The following is a 17,245-nucleotide window of genomic DNA, read 5'->3' as shown; positions in this document are numbered from 1 at the left end:
GAAAAGTGACCATGAACTTCTCAGCCTGGTCCATACGCAATCCGATCGCGCCGATCCTCTTTTTCGTCGTCCTGATGGTGCTGGGCTACCAGTCCTTCGTGTCGCTGCCGATCACCCGCTTCCCCAACATCGACGTGCCGATCGTCTCGATCAGCGTTGCGCAGAGCGGCGCCTCGCCAGCAGAACTCGAAACGCAGGTCACAAAGGAAATCGAGGACGCCGTCGCCAGTGTCACCGGCGTCGACCACATCCAGTCGACGATCAATGACGGCACCTCGACGACGGCCGTGATCTTCCGCATGGAAGTGCCGACCACCCAGGCGGTTCAGGACGTCAAGGACGCGATCGACCGTATCCGCAGCGACCTGCCGACCTCGATCGAGGAGCCGATCGTCTCCAAGGTCGATGTGGAAGGCCAGGCCATCCAGACGTTCTCGGTCTCGGCACCGGGAATGTCGCTCGAAGAGCTCTCCTGGTTCGTCGATGATGTCATCAAGCGCGAGATCCAGGGCAAGAAGGGCATCGGCCGCGTTGACCGCTATGGCGGTGCCGACCGTGAAGTTCGGGTCGAACTCAACGAAGACAAGCTGAACTCGCTCGGCATTACCGCTGCCGACGTCAACGGCCAGCTTCGCCGCATGAACATGGACCTCGGCTCGGGCCGCGGCCAGGTCGGTGGCAGCGAGCAGGCGATCCGCACGCTCGGCGACCGCCGCAACGTCGATCAGCTCGCCAACACGATGATCTCCGTGCCGAGCGGCCGCTTCGTGCGCCTTTCCGATCTCGGAACGGTTACAGACACCTATGAGGAGCCTCGCTCCTTCTCGCGCTTCAACGGCAATCCCGGTGTGACCTTCGCTGTCTTCCGCGCCAAGGGCGCCAGCGAAGTCAGCGTCGCCGAGACGGTCGCGGCCTCGCTGGAAAAGATCCGCGCCGCCAACCCCGACGTCACCATCGAGATGGTCGACGATTCCGTCTATTTCACCTACGGCAACTATGAGGCAGCGCTGCACACGCTGATGGAAGGCGCCCTTCTCGCCGTCATCGTCGTCATGCTGTTCCTGCGCAACTGGCGTGCGACGCTGATTTCCGCCGTCGCCTTGCCGCTGTCGGCGATCCCGACCTTCTGGGTGATGGACCTGCTCGGCTTCTCGCTGAACCTCGTCAGCTTCCTTGCCATGACGCTTGCGACCGGTATCCTCGTCGACGACGCTATCGTCGAGATCGAGAACATCGAGCGCCACATCCATATGGGCAAATCGCCCTATCGCGCCTCGATCGAAGCGGCGGACGAAATCGGTCTGGCGGTGATCGCCACCACCTTCACGATCATCGCAGTCTTCGTGCCGGTGTCCTTCATGCCGGGCATCCCAGGCCAGTACTTCATCCAGTTCGGCCTGACCGTTGCCGTGGCAGTGTTCTTCTCGCTGCTCGTCGCCCGTCTGATCACCCCGGTGATGGCCGCCTATCTGATGCGCGCGTCGGATGCCGGCAGCCATCACGAGCAGGACGGCTTCATGATGCGCAATTACACGCGCCTCGTGCAGGCCACGACGAAGCACTGGTACACCCGCTTCCTGACGCTGCTTGCGGCGATCGCGTTTTCCGTCGGCTCGGTTTTCGCGCTGATCCTCTATGTGCCCGGCAGCTTCCTGCCGCCCGAGGACGCATCACGTGTCAGCCTGTCGATCGAGCTGCCACCGGACGCCATGCTCGAGGACACCGACCGCACGACGAGCGAGATTGTCAACCGGATCAAGGATATCGACGGGATCGACAACATTTTCGTCCTCGGCGGCGCCTCGCCAAAGGGTGACCTGGAATTGCGCCGCGCGACCGTGACGGTGCTGTTGAAGAAGCTCGACCAGTCGCTCCTCAACAAGATCGTCAACGACGTCATCGGGCGCACCCCGCTGATCGGTCCCTATCTGCCGAAGTTACCGCCGGCCGGCCGCATCGTGCCGCAGTCGCAGATCGAGAAGGAAATCTTCGCGCGCGTCCGCGACATACCGGATGTCCGGGTCATCAAGCTCAACGACCGCGGCGAGCGCGATCTCTCCTTCAACCTGCTCTCAAACAGCGAGGCCGATCTCGACCAGGCGGTCGCGACGCTGGAAGGCAAACTGCGCAGCGACCCGCTGCTCGCCAATGTCAGCCCGGATGGGGCGCTTCCCCGCCCTGAACTCCAGATCCGTCCGCGGGACGAACAGATGTCGCGCCTCGGCATCACCACGGCGCAGATCTCTGAAGTCATCCGTGTCGCCACCATCGGTGATATCGACGCGGCCCTGACCAAGATCGCGCTCGACGGTCGCCTGATCCCGATCCGCGTGCAGATCAACCGCGACTTCCGCACGGACATCGCCGCGATCCGCAATCTGAAGATCACCACGGCATCAGGCATGACGGTGCCCTTGTCGAGCGTTGCCGATATCAACTATTCGGAAGGCCCGAGCTCGATCAAACGCTATGACCGTAATCGCGTCGTGGCGCTCGGGGCGGACCTGCCGGTCGGCGTCGCGCTCAACACCGCGTCGGACCGCTTCAAAGAGATCGCCAGCGAGGCCAACTTGCCGAAGTCCGTCGAGTTCCTCGAAAGCGGTGACGCAGAGGTCCAGGCGGAAATGCAGCAGAGCTTCGGCAATGCCATGCTGCTGGGCCTGATGCTGGTGCTTGTCGTGCTGATCCTGCTTTTCAAGGACGTGATCCAGCCCTTCACCATCCTGTTCTCGCTGCCGCTTGCAATCGGCGGCGTAGCGGCGGCGCTGATCCTGACCCAGAACGCGCTGTCGATGCCGGTACTGATCGGCATCCTGATGCTGATGGGCATCGTCACCAAGAACGCGATCCTGCTCGTCGACTTCGGCATCGAGATGATGCACCACGGCATGGACCGGCAGATGGCGATGATCGAAGCCGGCCGCAAACGCGCCCGCCCGATCATCATGACCTCGATCGCCATGTCGGCGGGCATGCTGCCCTCCGCACTCGGGGTCGGCGAAGGCGGCTCGTTCCGCGCGCCGATGGCGATCGCGGTGATCGGCGGCATCATCGTCTCGACCGTTCTCAGCCTCGTGATCGTGCCGTCGTTCTTCCTGATCATGGACGACCTTTCGCGGCTGCTCGCCCGCATCTTCGGCCGCTTCGTCGGACAGAAGGACGAGGAGAACCTGCCGCTCGATCGTGAAGCCCTGACCGATCTCGTGCAGGAACAGGGCAAGACGATCGAAGGTCTGGAGGACCGGCTGAAGACGCTGGAAACCGAACAGTCCAAGGGCCGCTCCGGCGGCAAGGTGATCAACCATCCCGCCTTGGCCGCTGAGTAACGAACCCTCTCAGGTATCTGAACAGAACGCCCGCGCCCCGCAAGCGCGGGCTTTTTCTTGTCATAATTTGATCGAGGTCAACTCGTGAGCGTGAAAGGCACCCTACCCTGCCGGTGATACTGACGCGGGACGGGTGTGATGAAAACCTTGCGATTGAACGCGAACGACCGGGCGGCGTTGCTCGGTTCTTGCTTCTTCGAGAAGCTGCCGGTGGCGGCATCGAACGCCATTATCGAGGATGTTGTCGTCTCCACCCACGAGGAACACGACATCCTCTTCAGCCATGGCGAGCCGCTCGATCACGTCTTCGTTGTGCTCTCCGGGTTGGTGCGCCTCTATCGGCTTGGCAAGGACGGCCGTGAGGCCGACATCGCCGTCTTTCCAAGGGGTGAGCTTTTCGGCGAAAGCGCCATGTTCCTGGGCAACCGCGCCACCGCCAACGCACAGGCAATCGATACCACCATGCTTGCCCGGATCGACAGCCGCAAACTGCGCAAGCTGGCCGAGCAAACGCCTGAAATCGCCGACGCACTGATGCAGCTTTTGTGCCGGCACGCGCAAATGGCGGAGGATTGCCTGGCCGAAGACCGGCTGCTCACGGCGCCGCAGCGTGTCGCAAGCTACATTCTGGGAAACTGCCCGGATGGCACTTTGAGCTTCTCCTTCCGCCTGCCCTTCCAGAAGAATGTGCTGGCGGGAAAGCTGGGGCTTGCACCGGAAGCGTTGTCGCGCGCTTTCTCTGCCCTTCGCCGTTCAGGCGTCACAGTCAGGGGCCGCGTTATCGAGATCCACGACCGGCAGGCGCTGGAGCGCTTCTGACCCGCCGATGCGTGTTTACGCTTGCAGCGGGAGCGGCAGGATTTGTCAAAGCCCGCCGTGCAGCGTCAGGAAATCGACGATCCGGTTGACGCCATCGCCGCGCTTCATGTCGGTAAAGACGAACGGCTTTTCGGCCCGCATCCGTGTCGCGTCCCGCTGCATCACGTCGAGATCGGCCCCGACATGGGGCGCCAGGTCCTTCTTGTTGATCACGAGCAGGTCGGACTTGGTGATGCCAGGCCCGCCCTTGCGCGGGATCTCCTCGCCCTGGCAGACCGAGATGACGTAGATTGTCAGGTCGGCGAGGTCAGGCGAGAACGTGGCCGCAAGATTGTCACCACCGGATTCGATGAAGACGACGTCGAGATCGGGAAAGCGCTGGTTGAGGTCGGCGATCGCCTGCAAGTTGATGGTCGCGTCCTCGCGAATGGCCGTGTGCGGGCAGCCGCCGGTTTCCACACCGACTATGCGATCGGACGGCAGCGCCTGCATGCGCACAAGCGCCTCCGCATCCTCCTTGGTATAGATGTCGTTGGTGACGACGGCGACCGAGTACTTCTCCCGCATCGCCTTGCAGAGCTTGTCGGTCAGCGCCGTCTTGCCCGAACCAACCGGTCCGCCGATACCGATGCGAAGGGGACCGTTCTTCGATGCCATGTGGCTTTCCTTTCGAAAGCGGGTTCCGCCCTAGGAGCGGAAGAGCCGCGAATGCAAGGTTTCGTGTCTGAGGGCGGAAATATCGGCCATGATCGTGGCCGAGCCAAGATCGTCAAGCGAGGCTTTGACCGCCCTGCTTGCCGTCGCGGCAATGATCGGTTCGAGCGCCGCGATGACGCCGACGCCATCGCGCTGCCCGGTGACGCCCAGGCGGATCGCCGCCGAGACGGCGTTCGCAACCGAAGCGCCGAGATAGGCGGCAAGGGCCGCTTCAAGGCCCGTCTCGTGGGCCCCGGCAACGGCGCCGACGGCGACCGGATAGGCGAAGCTCTCGCCCATCGCGTCAATTGCCGGATGCGGCCAGGAGCGCGCAGCCGCCAGAAACGCCTGGCCCTGCAGCATGGTTTCCGTATGCCGCTCACGGCCTCCGGCAAGCGCCTCGGCGAGCTCGGCAACCGCAGACAGGCGAGCCTTGTCGCCCGCAGCACGATAGCTCTCCGCAAAAAGCAACGCATCGTTCCAGCCGGAACCAAGACCGAGCACTGTTTCGAGCCAGGACCGGAGCTCCGCGGCATCGGTGACGAGGCGCTCGTGGACCGCCTGTTCAAGCCCGCTTGAATAGGAGAAAGCGCCAACCGGAAAGGCCGGTGACAACCAGGTTACAAGGCGAAGCAGCGCCTGCGTATCGACCGGCTCAGCCATGATGGTGATGGCTGTGGCCATGGCTGTGCCCGCCGCCTGCGTGGTAGGCGCCGCGCAGCGGGTGAAATGGCTCTGATACCTCTATGACTTCGGCCGAAAGCCCTTCCAGCATCTGGCGAATGACGGGATCGCGGGCAATCAGGATCCGGCCCGTCTCGATCTGCGCCGGGAGATGGCGGTTGCCGAGGTGCCAGGCAAGCTCGATGAGGTGCAGCGGGTCGCGTGGCCGGATTTCGTAAAGCGCTTCCGGTGCTGCGACGATCCGGATATAGCCGCCACCTTCAAGCACCAGCAGGTCGCCATCGGCCAGCATCACCGGTTCCTTCAGATCCAGCATGACCACGTCGTCTTCGAGATGCAGCAGCTTGCGGCGCAGATGCCGCGCGTCGTGGGTGAGCGTCACGCTATGAAGAGGCGTCATGTCCGGTCGACCGGGGGAAATGACTTCAGTGGAGCGATACGGCATCGTTAGAGCACCTCGACCTTGTCCGGCGTCACGAGTTCGATGCGAGAGCCGCTGAGCAGGTCGGCCATGGCCGCCTGGAAGCTCCTCAGATGCGGTTCCGCGAAATGCGCTTCGACGGCCGCCTTGTCCTTCCAGGTCTCGACGAATACCAGCGTATCGGGATCGGCCGGCTTGCGATAGAGTTCATAGGTGATGCAGCCGGCCTCACGCCGCGTGGCTTCGATGAGCGGTGCTGCGAGCGACGCCACTTCCTCTCCCTTGCCCGGATGCGCGCTGAGATAGGCGATAATGTAAACCATTGAACCCTCGATATCTTTGGTATGCACCAGTGTAACAAGAAAAAGCCCCGGCGCCAGCCGCAGAGCCTCATTTCAGGCACCTGCGCCAACGTGCCGAACAACAAAAAGCCCGAAGACCGGATCCGGTCTTCGGGCTTTCTCAACTCAGGAACGACAACGTTCTTGTCGCATCACGCAGCAAGCTTCTCGGACTTCAGCACCTCGAGAATGTTCTGCGGCGAAGAAACGCCGTAGGGGTCGCTGTCGCAGTTGTCGGAGTAGCCTTCTTCCTCGAACCACTGTTCGACGACGCCGTTGTTGACGACGGCGGCGTAGCGCCAGGAGCGCATGCCGAAGCCGAGATTGTCCTTGGCAACCAGCATGCCCATCTTGCGGGTGAATTCGCCCGAACCATCAGGGATCAGCTTGACGTTTTCGAGGCTCTGCGACTTGCCCCAGGCGTTCATGACGAAGGCGTCGTTGACCGAGATGCAGTAGATCTCGTCAATGCCTTCGGCGCGGAAATCGGCGTTGAGCTTTTCGAAATCGGGAAGCTGGTAGGTCGAGCAGGTCGGCGTAAAGGCGCCCGGCAGCGAAAACAGTACGACGCGCTTGCCAGCGAAGTAATCGTCGGAGGAAACGTCCTGCCAACGGAACGGATTGGAGCCGCCGACGGCCTCGTCGCGAACACGGGTACGGAACGTTACAGCGGGAACTTTTCTGCCAAGCATCGTCATCTCCTTCAGTTCGGCTCTCGGTCAGGAGGCTTGGGAGGGTGCCGGCGACCGAGGAAAGATCAGCCGTCTTCCTATCGGAGAAACCGCTGCGGTGCAGCACGAAAGGCCCAGATTCACATGCGGGCATGGCAGCCATGCGGCAGCCGCATGGCTGCCCACCAACGTTAATTGAGCACGTGCAGCGAGAGCCCGAGGCTGGGCGGGACCGGGTTCCAGAGGCCTGTTCTCAAGCCCGCCTCACGCAATGCCCTTGCGGTCCAGGTATTGCAGCCGAGCAGGGCGTTGAAGCTGCCCTCGGCATCGAAGAAGCGGTCATTGCCATTGTAGGAAAAGCCTTCGACCGGAACGACCGTGCCGGCGTCCCTTGCGAAGCTGTTGGAGATGAAGGCTAGCATCCGCTCGAGGCCGGCCTGATCCAGTTCGAAGCCGGCGACAGCGGCCTGCGGCTCGACGATCCGGCCAGCGATGTCGACATGCATCACCGATCGGTCGAGCGTCAGCGCCTTGAGGACCGGCATCGGCTTCAGTTCCGACCAGGTTGGGGTCTCCAGGTAGAAGGAGCGCCCGCCCCAGCCGAAAATCAACCACTGTGCCCGGGGATGCGCAATCGGTACGCCCGCCGCTTCGACGAAGCCGAACCGGGCCCGAACATCGTCGGTCAAGGGCACGGCGATATCGGTGTGGATCGGGCCGGAAAGCACCAGGATGCGCGTGCTGCCAGCGCCTGCGGCCGAGGCGGGCCTCGGCAGCAGCGGTCGTGGCAGCACCGTTCCGAGGACCACGGCCAGCACGACGACGACGAGGCCGTAAAGGACCCATTTCAGGCCACGCTTCATCACCCGTCTTAAAACAGGAAGTAGCGCTGCGCCATCGGTACGATCGTCGCCGGCTCGCACGTCAGGAGTTCGCCGTCAGCGCGCACCTCATAAGTCTCCGGATCAACCTCGATATGCGGCGTCAGGCTATTGTGGATCATCGAGGCCTTGCCGATACCGCCGCGAGTGTTGCGCACCGCGACAAGCTGCTTGGCAACGCCGAGCTTGGCAGCAAGCCCGGCGTCGAGCGAAGCCTGCGACACGAAAGTGACCGAAGAGCTCGTGCGGTTCTTGCCGTAGGCGGCAAACATCGGCCGGTAGTGCACCGGCTGCGGCGTCGGGATGGAGGCGTTGGGGTCGCCCATCGGCGCCATGGCGATCGAACCGCCAAGCAGCACGAAGTCCGGCTTCACGCCAAAGAAGGCCGGGTTCCAGATGACGATGTCGGCGCGCTTGCCAACCTCCAGCGAGCCGATCTCGTGGCTGAGGCCGTGCGCGATCGCCGGATTGATCGTGTACTTGGCGATGTAGCGCTTCACCCGGAAATTGTCGTTGTCGCCGGTTTCCTGCGACAGCGGCCCGCGCTGGCGCTTCATCTTGTCGGCGGTCTGCCAGGTGCGGATCGCCACCTCACCGACACGGCCCATGGCCTGGCTGTCAGACGAGATGATCGAAAACGCGCCAATATCGTGCAGGATGTCCTCGGCCGCTATCGTCTCCTTGCGGATGCGGCTTTCGGCGAACGCGATGTCCTCGGGGATCGACGGCGACAGGTGATGGCAGACCATCAGCATGTCCAGGTGCTCGGCAAGCGTATTCTTGGTGTAGGGGCGGGTCGGATTGGTCGAGGACGGGATGACGTTCGGCTGGCCACAGATCTTGATGATGTCGGGCGCATGGCCGCCCCCTGCTCCTTCCGTGTGGAAGGCGTGGATCGTGCGCCCCTTGATCGCCGCGATCGTGTCCTCGACGAAACCGCTTTCGTTCAGCGTATCCGTATGGATCATCACCTGCACGTCGTATTCATCGGCAACACCAAGGCAGCAATCGATCGCCGCCGGCGTCGAGCCCCAATCCTCATGCAGCTTGAGCGAGGTAGCACCGGCAAGCACCATTTCGACCAGCGCGCCCGGCCGTGACGCATTGCCCTTGCCTGCAAAGGCGATGTTCATCGGGAAGCCGTCGGCCGCCTCGATCATGCGGGCGAGGTGCCAGGGACCGGAGGTGCAGGTGGTCGCAAGCGTGCCATGTCCCGGGCCTGCGCCGCCGCCGAGCATGCAGGTGAGCCCGCTGACGAGAGCTTCTTCGATCTGCTGCGGGCAGATGTAATGAATGTGGCTGTCCATGCCGCCGGCAGTGACGATCTTGCCTTCGCCGGCGATCACCTCGGTGCCAGGACCAACGACGATGGTAACACCCGGCTGCGTATCCGGATTGCCGGCCTTGCCGATGCCTGCAATCCGCCCGTCCTTAAGCCCGATATCCGCTTTGACGATGCCCCAATGGTCGACGATCAGCGCATTGGTGATGACCGTGTCGACGGCGCCTTCGGCGCGTGTCGCCTGGCTCTGGCCCATGCCGTCGCGAATGACCTTGCCGCCGCCGAACTTCACCTCCTCGCCATAGCTGGTGAAATCCTTCTCGACCTCGATGAAGAGCTCGGTGTCTGCAAGCCGCACCTTGTCGCCGACCGTCGGGCCGAACATGTTGGCATAGGCCGCGCGCGACATCTTGTAGGGCATGGTTCAGGCTCCTTGGGACGAAAAAGAAAGGGGGTGGAGGCGGCGCAGGCGTCCGCCCGCTGCCAGCGCATCGACATAACGGCGCTCGGCAGCAAAGGGATGCCATTGCCAGCCGCTGTGGCCGAAACCGGCAAGGACGACCTCGTCGTCGGGCGTCGCCAGATGCGCGAGGATATCCGCGATGACGATCATGCCGCTCGACGGCACGACATAGGCATCCGGCGAAAATCCAGCGAGGTCACGATCCACTTGCTCATGTACATCAGCCGGAACGATGCGAAAGCGGCGGCTGGTCGAGCGGCAAAAACTCTCGAAACCGACGGTATAGTCGTCACAGAAATCGTCGAGATCCGGATGCGTTTCGCCAAGTCCGGGCCGCATGGCGGCGAACTTGGCGCCTGAGCGCACGCACCAGATCTCGCGCGCCTGCCGAACGGCAGCGCTCGACTTCCAGCGACCGCCGCCAAGCATGGCAAGGCCGGGGCGCCCGGTGTTGCAGACAGCGACGATATCGGTCTTCTGTCCGCCCGACCCGACGGTACGGCAATCGTTGAAGCGGACGACGATATCGGCGGCGTCGATCGCCGCGCCTGCGCCGTCAGGCACCGATCCATTACCCACGATCATGATCAAACGCCGGCTGCTCAAGCTCTAGTTTCCCTCGGGCTCGACGATGGCGCGAAGCTCCTTCGTGCGGGACCTGGTCAATTCGGTCAGGCAGCCGGAGACCAGCATCGGCTCCATCGAGCCCCCACGCGCTTCAAAGCCCGAGAGCTCGCACTGGCCATCCCGGTAGCCGATCCAGGCGCGCTGCGCCTTCTTCAGGGCATCCTCGGCACCGACATAGTTCGCGTCGATTTGGGCAAGCTCCTTGTCCTGCGCTTTCGTTGCCGCAAGTGCCTGCTTGTAGACCTTGTTCAACTCGGCATCGGCTGCCTCGTAATCCTTGTTGGCGCAGATGTTCATGTCCATCTGCGTCACCGCATTCTGGCAGTCGACGTCCTGCGCCTGGGCAGGTGCCAAGGGGAGCGCAAGAGCGAGGGCGAGAGCGGCAAGGCGTCTCATAACTTGCCCATCACCTGCTGGCGGAAGCCATAGACCTCACGCTTGCCGGAGAGCGGGATCAAGGTCACCTGCCGCGTTTGGCCGGGCTCGAAGCGCACTGCAGTGCCGGCTGGAATGTCCAGTCGCTTGCCATAGGCGGCAGCCCTGTCGAAGTCGAGCCCGGCATTGGTTTCGGCGAAGTGATAGTGGCTGCCCACCTGGATCGGGCGATCGCCGGTGTTTGAAACGTCGATGGTGACCGTCTCGAGGCCTGCGTTAAGCTCGATCTCGCCGGCGGCCGCAATGATTTCTCCTGGGATCATGGCTCTCTCCTCATGCAGCCTTTGGTGCGGCACAGCCCTGCGGCTTCAGCACGCGCTCGGTGGAGGCCGGGTATTTTTCGAGCAAGGCCGCCGGACGCACCGGCCGCCGGGTGAATTCGCCGCCGCAATTCGGGCAGACACCGCCAAGTGTTCCCTCGACACAGTCGGCGCAGAAGGTGCACTCGAACGTGCAGATCATCGCCTCGCGGCTGCCCGGCGGCAGGTCCTTGTCGCAGCATTCGCAGTTCGGGCGCAAAGCCAACATGCCTGCCTCCTGAGTTTGGAAAATGGAAGCGGGCGGCGATGAAGCCCCCGCTCTTGCCGCCCTGCCTAGCGGATCGGCTCGTGCACGGTGACGAGCTTGGTGCCGTCGGGGAACGTCGCCTCGATCTGGATATCGTGGATCATCTCCGCGATCCCCTCCATCACCTGATCGCGGGTCAGCACCTGGGCACCCGCTTCCATCAATTCGGCAACCGAGCGCCCATCGCGTGCGCCCTCCACTACAAAATCGGTAATCAGCGCGATCGCCTCGGGATGGTTGAGCTTCACGCCGCGCTCCAGGCGCCGGCGGGCAACCATCGCCGCCATGGAAATCAACAGCTTGTCCTTTTCGCGCGGGGTAAGATTCATGCGTCGTCACCGGTTGTTCAAAGCAATCCAGGAAAAATACGGGAGCGTTTTCCGAGCGGATTTGCGGAGTTTCAAGGCATCAGAGAACCCAGACTTTCGGCACTGTCTTCTGCTTGCGCAAGTGCGAAATAACCGGGATCAGGATTTTTCTGAGAGCATAACCATCAGCCGCAGCAAAGCGGGCGACCAGCTTGTCGCGGTCGCCGACCTGCAGGTGGCTGATGCCTACTCCCGTTTGATTATCGAGCAGCCCGCGAAGGCACGGCAGCAACGCCTCGCACTGCGGACCGACAAAAAGAAGAGTGGCAAACGCCACCGCACCGCCAAGCACGGCTGCGCGCCGCCCAAGGCTCGCAACGTCGCCGGCAAGCGAGAGATTGTCTGCGTGCAAAAGCCTCCCCTCGAGGCGAATGCGCCAGCGATCGCGGAAGAGCCCGGCTTCCACGGCCTCGCCCATCGCCTTGCGGCCAAGCAAAACGGCTTCCACCGCCAGAAATGTCGCATCGGCGGCCAGATCCACCTCGAGCGAGCGCGACAGCGACGCGCGGTCGAACAGGATCGTCTCCTGCGGCAACCAGTCGACGCGCGCTCCGTTGGCGACGTCGATTCGCGTACTGACCTCGACAGTATCGGCGCTGGCCTTGTAGATCTTCTCGCAAGCCTGGGTCGTGACCGTTACCTCGGTCCCCGTCCCGGCCGCCACCTCCCAGATCATGCGGTCACCGCCCGTGAGCCCGCCGGAGGAGTTGATCAGCACCGCCTCCATGGAAGCGTCAAAGGTCTTTGGCAGCCTTATCTTGGCGCAGCCTTCCTGGTAGAGCTCGGCAATGCGGCTACGGCCGAGTGCCGACTTGGCGACAAGCCGCCCCTTCCCCCAGGCCCGTTGCGGGACAATGACTGCCGCGTTGCTCATACCCGTTCGCCGAACCAAGCTTTCAAGTTTTGTTGGCCGTGCCTGCAGGCTTCGATCGCAGGGAGGCACCGTTTAATTGACGCTATCGTCCCCATCGCACTGCCGCAAGTCAAGCTATTGTTTTGCAAAGAAAATCGCCATCGTGACGCATTTCCGTGCAGGCCGTGCACAGGAATGCGGCAATCTCTCAGGCCACCCGATCCGGCGGCTCGCGGCCATCGAAGAAGGCCGTGACGTTGTCGACCACCTTCATGCCCATGGCGACGCGCGTCTCCTGTGTGGCACTGCCGAGATGCGGCAGCAATACGACGTTCTCCAGGCTCCGCAAGCGCTCCGGCACATTTGGCTCCGCCTCAAAGACATCAAGCCCGGCGCCGCGTATGACACCATTTTCCAGCGCCGCGATCAGTGCCGCCTCATCGACGACATCGCCGCGGGCCGTATTGACGAGGTAAGCACCAGCCTTCATCAGGCCCAGCCGTTCGGCGTTGATCAGATGCCGGTTTTCACCGCCGCCCGGACAATGCAGCGACACGAAATCGGCAACCCGCAGCACATCGTCGACGGTGTCGAGTTGACGGGCGCCATAGCGGCTCGCCTCCGCCGGCTCAATGCGCGAGCGATTGTAGAAGACGACATCCATGTCGAAACCGAAATGGCAGCGCTTGGCCATCGCCTTGCCGATGCGGCCGAAGCCAATGATGCCAAGCGTCTTGCCGGTCACCTTGCTGCCGATCATGTGGGTCGGGCGCCATCCGGTCCATTCGCCGGCGCGGACCTGTCGCTCGCCCTCGCCTGCCCGCCGCGCGACCGCAAGCAGCAACGTCATGGCGATATCGGCGGTGCAATCGGTCAGGACGCCCGGTGTATTGGTGACGGCGACGCCCGCTGTCTTGGCGGCCGCGACGTCGATGTGGTTGTAGCCGACGCCGTAGTTTCCGAGGATCTTCGTTCGCAGACCACCACCGCCGAAGAGTTCCGCCGGCAGACGGTCCGAAACGGTCGGAAGTACGGCGTCATACGATCTGAGCGCACCAGCCAGCGCCTCGGCGGACATCGGCAGGTCCCCTTCATTCAAGGCGACATCGAACCGCTCGGCAAGCACCTGCTCCACCGCCGCCGGCCAGCGACGGGTGACAAGGATGCGGGGCTTCGAACTCATGGCTTCCTCCCGACCGAAATCGTCATGGGTAAAAAGGGGCACTCCATCCGCACCTCTCCCGGCTTCATGTATCGTTTGCGCTGCGGTCTTAAGTCGCCGCGCGCGAGTATCTAATGCACGAAAATGTGGCCGGCGACAGCCATCGCGACAAGCGAAACAGCTATCTCGAAAAGCAAAAAAGAAGCGCCGTCGCCGGCGCCCCTTTCCTCTCGACAAAACCGCGCGCTCACGCCTTTGCAAAGGCGAGCAGATCGGCGTTGAGCTCGTCCTTGTGGGTGTCGGTGATGCCGTGCGGGGCACCGGCATAGACCTTCAGCTCCGCATGCGGGACGAGCTTCTTCGATGCCCGTGCGGCGGCATCGATCGGCACGATCTGGTCGTCGTCGCCATGGATGATCAGCGTCGGCACGTCGAACTTCTTCAGGTCTTCGGTAAAGTCGGTCTGCGAGAACGCGACGATCGAGTCATAGGTGTTCTTGTGACCGGCGGTCATGCCCTGCAGCCAGAAGCTCTCGATCATACCCTCGGACGCAACCGCACCCGGGCGATTGAAACCGAAGAACGGACCGGACGCGATGTCACGGTAGAGCTTCGAGCGATCCTTGAGGCTTGCCGCCTGCAGGCCGTCGAACACCTCCTTGGGCAGGCCGCCAGGGTTCTTGTCGGTCTTGACCATCAGCGGCGGCACCGCCGAGATCAGACCGGCCTTGGCGACCCGGCTGGTGCCGTGGCGGCCGATATAGCGGCTGATTTCGCCGCCGCCGGTGGAAAAGCCGGCCAGGAAGATGCCCTTGAGATCGAGCGCATTGATGAGATCGGCGAGGTCGTCGGCATAGTGGTCCATGTCGTTGCCGTCCCAGGGCTGCGACGAGCGGCCATGGCCACGGCGGTCATGAGTGACAACGCGGAAACCGTTGGCGGCAAGATGAAAGGCCTGCGCCTCCCAGCTGTCCGACGACAGCGGCCAGCCGTGGCTGAGCACGACGACCGGACCATCCTTCGGGCCCCAGTCCTTGTAATAGATCTCGACGCCATCGCGGGTAATGATGCGGCTGCCGGAGACACCTGCTGCCTGCGGCGCACTGCCGGCGGCGGCCGCCGCCGGCGCGTCCGCGGCCTTGACTGGGCGGTTCACGGCAGAAACGGCTGCGGCCGTTGCGGCGGCGCCAAAGGCTGCCGAAAGTACGTTGCGGCGGGAGATGGTGTTGGTTTCAACCTTGCTGACTGCCTTGCTCATGGAACGGATTCCTTTTTGCCTGCGGGCCTTGCCGCTTGAGAAACATACTTAACGATTAAATCGTGCACGACATATATAAATGTGAAAGAGAGCGGCACCGCTGCTCGTCTTATATCGCTATCGATTAGATCGTGCACAAACATTTATATCGCGATCGCACCTCTGTCAATGCCTTGCGATTATATCGCGAACGATTTATTTTATGGCACCAACAGGAGGCGGCAATGGCCCGTACGAAACCCAGTGATAACGATAAGATGCTGACGCTCGACAGCTTTCTCTGCTTTGCGGTCTATTCCGCAAACCACGCCTTCACGCGCATCTACAAACCGCTGCTGGAAGAACTCGACCTCACCTATCCGCAATATCTCGTCATGGTGCTGTTGTGGGAGAAAGATGACCAAACAGTCGGCAGCCTTGGCGAACGGCTCTTTCTCGAATCGAGCACGCTCACGCCGATGCTGAAACGTCTCGAGGCGGCCGGCTATATCGCCCGTGCGCGCGACAAGGCGGACGAACGGCAGGTTCGAGTGAAGTTGACGGATATGGGCAGAGCCATGCGGCAAAAGACGACCGAGGTGCCGCGTGACCTTGCGGCGGCAACGCGGCTCGGACCTGACGATATCGAGCGACTGCGCAGCGAAGTCTCCGTTCTGCGCGACACTTTGCTGAAGTAGGCTGAAAACCCGCCGTAGGCTGCACTTGCCCCGTCAAGCCGCGCTAACCTCTTAAAAAAGAAAACCCGGCGATCGCTCGCCGGGTCCTTGGATACGCTCAAGCGCACCCGAACAGAGACTACTCGTTCTGGAAGTAGCTGTACTTGCCGTCGTCACCCTTCTTCCAGGTGTACATGACGTAGTCCGGGCGGGTGATGTCGCCCTTTTCGTCATAGCCGAGTTCGCCGATGGCGGTCTTGAACGGGCCCTTGGCCTTGACAGCTTCGGCGACTGCCTGCGGATCGTTGCCGCCGGAAGCCTTTGCGGCTTCAGCGATGACCTGCAGAGCGGCATAGGCGTAGAGCGTGTAGGCTTCCGGTTCGAAACCGGCTGCACGGAACTTCTCGACGAGTTCCTTGGCGGCCGGGTTCTTGCGCGGATCCGGAGCAAACGTCATCAGCGTGCCGTCAACGGCGTCGCCGGCGATCGAAGCCAGTTCGTTCGAAACGATACCGTCGCCCGACATCAGGGTTGCCTTCAGGCCCTGGTCCTTCATCTGGCGCATGATCAGGCCAGCTTCGGTGTGCAGACCGCCGTAGTAGACGATCGAAACGCCGGCTTCCTTCATCTTGGCGATCAGAGCCGAGAAGTCCTTGTCACCGGTGTTGATGCCTTCGTAGAGGGCTTCGGTGAGGCCGGCTTCGTTCATGCCCTTCTTGGTTTCGTCGGCAAGGCCCTGACCATAGGGGGTCTTGTCGTGAATGACGGCGATCTTCGCGTCCTTGAAGTTGGCGGCGAGGTAAGCACCGGCAACGGCGCCCTGCTGGTCGTCACGGCCGCAGGTGCGGAAGGTGTTCCACAGGCCGCGCTCGGTGAACTGCGGGTTGGTGGAGGCCGGCGTGATCTGCAGGATGCCGTTTTCGGCATAGACTTCCGAAGCCGGGATGGACACGCCCGAGTTGAAGTGGCCGACTACGAACTTCACGCCGTCGGCAACGAACTTGTTGGCAACCGAAACGCCCTGCTTGGCGTCCGAAACGTCATCGCCCAGCACAACCTTGATCTGCTCGCCGTTGATACCACCAGCCGCGTTGATGTCGGCAGCGGCCTGTTCTGCACCTTTCTGGAGCTGTGCGCCGAAGGCGGCGTTCGGGCCAGTCAGCGGGCCGGCGACACCAACGAGAATATCAGCCCAGGCGCTGCCGCTGAAGGCAACCATAGCCGTCAGCGCAACGGCCGACAGAAGAGACTTTTTCATCTTGTTACTCCCAAATATTCGAGCGGGTCTCGTTATCAACCTGCGCAATGCCCACCATAGTTGCGCCGGTGTTTCTTTCGCACCGGCCGCGGCGGCCGGCACGCGCTGTTCCCTTTATTTGGCTTTCCAGGAGAAAGGCGAAGCCTTCTCATAGAGCCAATAGTAGTTATTGGTCATCTGCTTGGTCCGGTAGTACCGGAAACCTGCGGTAGCAAACAACAAAAGCACGATCGTGTCCACGAGATAGTACTGCAGACTGAACATCGTGCCCTCGAAGAGGGCGTGGTGGACGAAGCGGATGCCAAGCCCCAGCAACGCCACGTAGAGGATCAGCCGCGGCATGCCTTCCCAGCTTTCGGCCACGCTCTTGCCGGTGCGCCACGCGGTCCAGCCGCCAAGCACGCAGCTGATGAAAAGAAACTGCCAGATCGACGCTTCTTCGTAGAGAATTCCATGCATGTCACTTGCTCCAGATGC

Annotated in this window: 20 protein-coding genes; 3 read left to right on the top strand and 17 right to left on the bottom strand. The window is 62.4% G+C overall.

Annotation, left to right across the window (positions count from 1 at the left end):
* Window positions 1-11 precede the first annotated feature (11 nt).
* Window positions 12-3,326 (top strand): efflux RND transporter permease subunit, encoded by a 3,315-nt coding sequence (locus MKZ91_RS21545; RefSeq protein WP_336173074.1) that lies wholly within the window; start codon window positions 12-14, stop codon window positions 3,324-3,326.
* A gap of 138 nt (window positions 3,327-3,464) precedes the next feature.
* A complete protein-coding gene (locus tag MKZ91_RS21540) occupies window positions 3,465-4,145 on the top strand; it encodes a Crp/Fnr family transcriptional regulator (protein ID WP_336173073.1) in 681 nt (226 codons plus the stop codon).
* A 45-nt stretch (window positions 4,146-4,190) separates the two neighbouring features.
* Here the strand turns inward: MKZ91_RS21540 and ureG are convergent, their stop codons facing one another.
* From ureG to MKZ91_RS21465, 15 genes are all read right to left on the bottom strand, one after another.
* A complete protein-coding gene (gene ureG, locus MKZ91_RS21535) occupies window positions 4,191-4,802 on the bottom strand; it encodes an urease accessory protein UreG (RefSeq protein WP_336173072.1) in 612 nt (203 codons plus the stop codon).
* A 30-nt stretch (window positions 4,803-4,832) separates the two neighbouring features.
* A complete protein-coding gene (locus tag MKZ91_RS21530; protein WP_336173141.1) occupies window positions 4,833-5,504 on the bottom strand; it encodes an urease accessory protein UreF in 672 nt (223 codons plus the stop codon).
* Window positions 5,497-5,970 (bottom strand): urease accessory protein UreE, encoded by a 474-nt coding sequence (gene ureE, locus MKZ91_RS21525; RefSeq protein WP_336173071.1) that lies wholly within the window; start codon window positions 5,968-5,970, stop codon window positions 5,497-5,499. The genes MKZ91_RS21530 and ureE overlap by 8 nt, the downstream gene beginning before the upstream one ends.
* Before the next feature lie 2 nt (window positions 5,971-5,972).
* Window positions 5,973-6,269 (bottom strand): putative quinol monooxygenase, encoded by a 297-nt coding sequence (locus MKZ91_RS21520; protein ID WP_336173070.1) that lies wholly within the window; start codon window positions 6,267-6,269, stop codon window positions 5,973-5,975.
* A gap of 170 nt (window positions 6,270-6,439) precedes the next feature.
* Entirely contained in the window at window positions 6,440-6,979 is a 540-nt protein-coding gene (locus MKZ91_RS21515; RefSeq protein WP_336173069.1) for a peroxiredoxin, read from the bottom strand.
* Window positions 6,980-7,149: 170 nt separating this feature from the next.
* On the bottom strand, window positions 7,150-7,821 hold the full coding sequence (locus MKZ91_RS21510) for a TIGR02117 family protein (protein WP_336173068.1): 672 nt from the start codon (window positions 7,819-7,821) through the stop codon (window positions 7,150-7,152).
* Between the two features lie 8 nt (window positions 7,822-7,829).
* Window positions 7,830-9,542, bottom strand: coding sequence for an urease subunit alpha (ureC, locus tag MKZ91_RS21505; protein WP_336173067.1), 1,713 nt, complete (start codon window positions 9,540-9,542; stop codon window positions 7,830-7,832).
* A 3-nt stretch (window positions 9,543-9,545) separates the two neighbouring features.
* Window positions 9,546-10,190, bottom strand: a complete 645-nt coding sequence (locus MKZ91_RS21500; RefSeq protein ID WP_336173066.1) for a Urease operon accessory protein — start codon at window positions 10,188-10,190, stop codon at window positions 9,546-9,548.
* A 3-nt stretch (window positions 10,191-10,193) separates the two neighbouring features.
* Complete coding sequence (locus MKZ91_RS21495) at window positions 10,194-10,607, bottom strand: lysozyme inhibitor LprI family protein (RefSeq protein ID WP_336173065.1); 414 nt, start codon at window positions 10,605-10,607, stop codon at window positions 10,194-10,196.
* Window positions 10,604-10,909: an urease subunit beta gene (locus tag MKZ91_RS21490; RefSeq protein WP_336173064.1), complete on the bottom strand. Its 306-nt coding sequence runs from the start codon at window positions 10,907-10,909 to the stop codon at window positions 10,604-10,606. Before MKZ91_RS21490 ends, MKZ91_RS21495 begins: the two co-directional genes overlap by 4 nt.
* A gap of 10 nt (window positions 10,910-10,919) precedes the next feature.
* On the bottom strand, window positions 10,920-11,174 hold the full coding sequence (locus MKZ91_RS21485) for a DUF1272 domain-containing protein (protein ID WP_336173063.1): 255 nt from the start codon (window positions 11,172-11,174) through the stop codon (window positions 10,920-10,922).
* A 65-nt stretch (window positions 11,175-11,239) separates the two neighbouring features.
* Window positions 11,240-11,542, bottom strand: coding sequence for an urease subunit gamma (locus tag MKZ91_RS21480; RefSeq protein WP_192447073.1), 303 nt, complete (start codon window positions 11,540-11,542; stop codon window positions 11,240-11,242).
* 79 nt (window positions 11,543-11,621) lie between these two features.
* Window positions 11,622-12,455 (bottom strand): urease accessory protein UreD, encoded by an 834-nt coding sequence (locus tag MKZ91_RS21475; RefSeq protein ID WP_336173062.1) that lies wholly within the window; start codon window positions 12,453-12,455, stop codon window positions 11,622-11,624.
* 187 nt (window positions 12,456-12,642) lie between these two features.
* Window positions 12,643-13,617, bottom strand: coding sequence for a 2-hydroxyacid dehydrogenase (locus tag MKZ91_RS21470; protein ID WP_336173061.1), 975 nt, complete (start codon window positions 13,615-13,617; stop codon window positions 12,643-12,645).
* Between the two features lie 226 nt (window positions 13,618-13,843).
* Window positions 13,844-14,854 (bottom strand): alpha/beta fold hydrolase, encoded by a 1,011-nt coding sequence (locus MKZ91_RS21465; RefSeq protein ID WP_336173060.1) that lies wholly within the window; start codon window positions 14,852-14,854, stop codon window positions 13,844-13,846.
* A 224-nt stretch (window positions 14,855-15,078) separates the two neighbouring features.
* On the opposite strand from MKZ91_RS21465, the gene MKZ91_RS21460 reads away from it, so the two are divergent.
* Complete coding sequence (locus MKZ91_RS21460) at window positions 15,079-15,531, top strand: MarR family winged helix-turn-helix transcriptional regulator (protein WP_336173059.1); 453 nt, start codon at window positions 15,079-15,081, stop codon at window positions 15,529-15,531.
* A 118-nt stretch (window positions 15,532-15,649) separates the two neighbouring features.
* On the opposite strand, the gene MKZ91_RS21455 is transcribed toward MKZ91_RS21460, so the two are convergent.
* Window positions 15,650-16,768 (bottom strand): branched-chain amino acid ABC transporter substrate-binding protein, encoded by a 1,119-nt coding sequence (locus MKZ91_RS21455; RefSeq protein WP_336173058.1) that lies wholly within the window; start codon window positions 16,766-16,768, stop codon window positions 15,650-15,652.
* A 114-nt stretch (window positions 16,769-16,882) separates the two neighbouring features.
* Entirely contained in the window at window positions 16,883-17,227 is a 345-nt protein-coding gene (locus tag MKZ91_RS21450; protein WP_336173057.1) for a DUF6867 family protein, read from the bottom strand.
* Window positions 17,228-17,245: the final 18 nt, after the last annotated feature.

It is taken from the genome of Ensifer sp. MJa1 (assembly GCF_037026475.1).
GTDB lineage: Bacteria > Pseudomonadota > Alphaproteobacteria > Rhizobiales > Rhizobiaceae > Ensifer.
The sequence above is the reverse complement of the archived record's forward strand: the minus strand, read 5'-3'. Positions and strand labels throughout refer to the sequence as shown.

Bases quoted from the DNA above. Each gene is read 5' to 3' on its own strand.
- ureC (WP_336173067.1), bottom strand. From the start codon at position 9,542: ATGCCCTACAAGATGTCGCGCGCGGCCTATGCCAACATGTTCGGCCCG.
- MKZ91_RS21545 (WP_336173074.1), top strand. From the start codon at position 12: ATGAACTTCTCAGCCTGGTCCATACGCAATCCGATCGCGCCGATCCTC.
- MKZ91_RS21450 (WP_336173057.1), bottom strand. From the start codon at position 17,227: ATGCATGGAATTCTCTACGAAGAAGCGTCGATCTGGCAGTTTCTTTTC.
- MKZ91_RS21510 (WP_336173068.1), bottom strand. From the start codon at position 7,821: ATGAAGCGTGGCCTGAAATGGGTCCTTTACGGCCTCGTCGTCGTCGTG.
- MKZ91_RS21540 (WP_336173073.1), top strand. From the start codon at position 3,465: ATGAAAACCTTGCGATTGAACGCGAACGACCGGGCGGCGTTGCTCGGT.
- MKZ91_RS21460 (WP_336173059.1), top strand. From the start codon at position 15,079: ATGGCCCGTACGAAACCCAGTGATAACGATAAGATGCTGACGCTCGAC.
- ureE (WP_336173071.1), bottom strand. From the start codon at position 5,970: ATGCCGTATCGCTCCACTGAAGTCATTTCCCCCGGTCGACCGGACATG.
- ureG (WP_336173072.1), bottom strand. From the start codon at position 4,802: ATGGCATCGAAGAACGGTCCCCTTCGCATCGGTATCGGCGGACCGGTT.
- MKZ91_RS21485 (WP_336173063.1), bottom strand. From the start codon at position 11,174: ATGTTGGCTTTGCGCCCGAACTGCGAATGCTGCGACAAGGACCTGCCG.
- MKZ91_RS21490 (WP_336173064.1), bottom strand. From the start codon at position 10,909: ATGATCCCAGGAGAAATCATTGCGGCCGCCGGCGAGATCGAGCTTAAC.
- MKZ91_RS21480 (WP_192447073.1), bottom strand. From the start codon at position 11,542: ATGAATCTTACCCCGCGCGAAAAGGACAAGCTGTTGATTTCCATGGCG.
- MKZ91_RS21495 (WP_336173065.1), bottom strand. From the start codon at position 10,607: ATGAGACGCCTTGCCGCTCTCGCCCTCGCTCTTGCGCTCCCCTTGGCA.
- MKZ91_RS21520 (WP_336173070.1), bottom strand. From the start codon at position 6,269: ATGGTTTACATTATCGCCTATCTCAGCGCGCATCCGGGCAAGGGAGAG.
- MKZ91_RS21470 (WP_336173061.1), bottom strand. From the start codon at position 13,617: ATGAGTTCGAAGCCCCGCATCCTTGTCACCCGTCGCTGGCCGGCGGCG.
- MKZ91_RS21455 (WP_336173058.1), bottom strand. From the start codon at position 16,768: ATGAAAAAGTCTCTTCTGTCGGCCGTTGCGCTGACGGCTATGGTTGCC.
- MKZ91_RS21515 (WP_336173069.1), bottom strand. From the start codon at position 6,979: ATGCTTGGCAGAAAAGTTCCCGCTGTAACGTTCCGTACCCGTGTTCGC.
- MKZ91_RS21475 (WP_336173062.1), bottom strand. From the start codon at position 12,455: ATGAGCAACGCGGCAGTCATTGTCCCGCAACGGGCCTGGGGGAAGGGG.
- MKZ91_RS21465 (WP_336173060.1), bottom strand. From the start codon at position 14,854: ATGAGCAAGGCAGTCAGCAAGGTTGAAACCAACACCATCTCCCGCCGC.
- MKZ91_RS21530 (WP_336173141.1), bottom strand. From the start codon at position 5,504: ATGGCTGAGCCGGTCGATACGCAGGCGCTGCTTCGCCTTGTAACCTGG.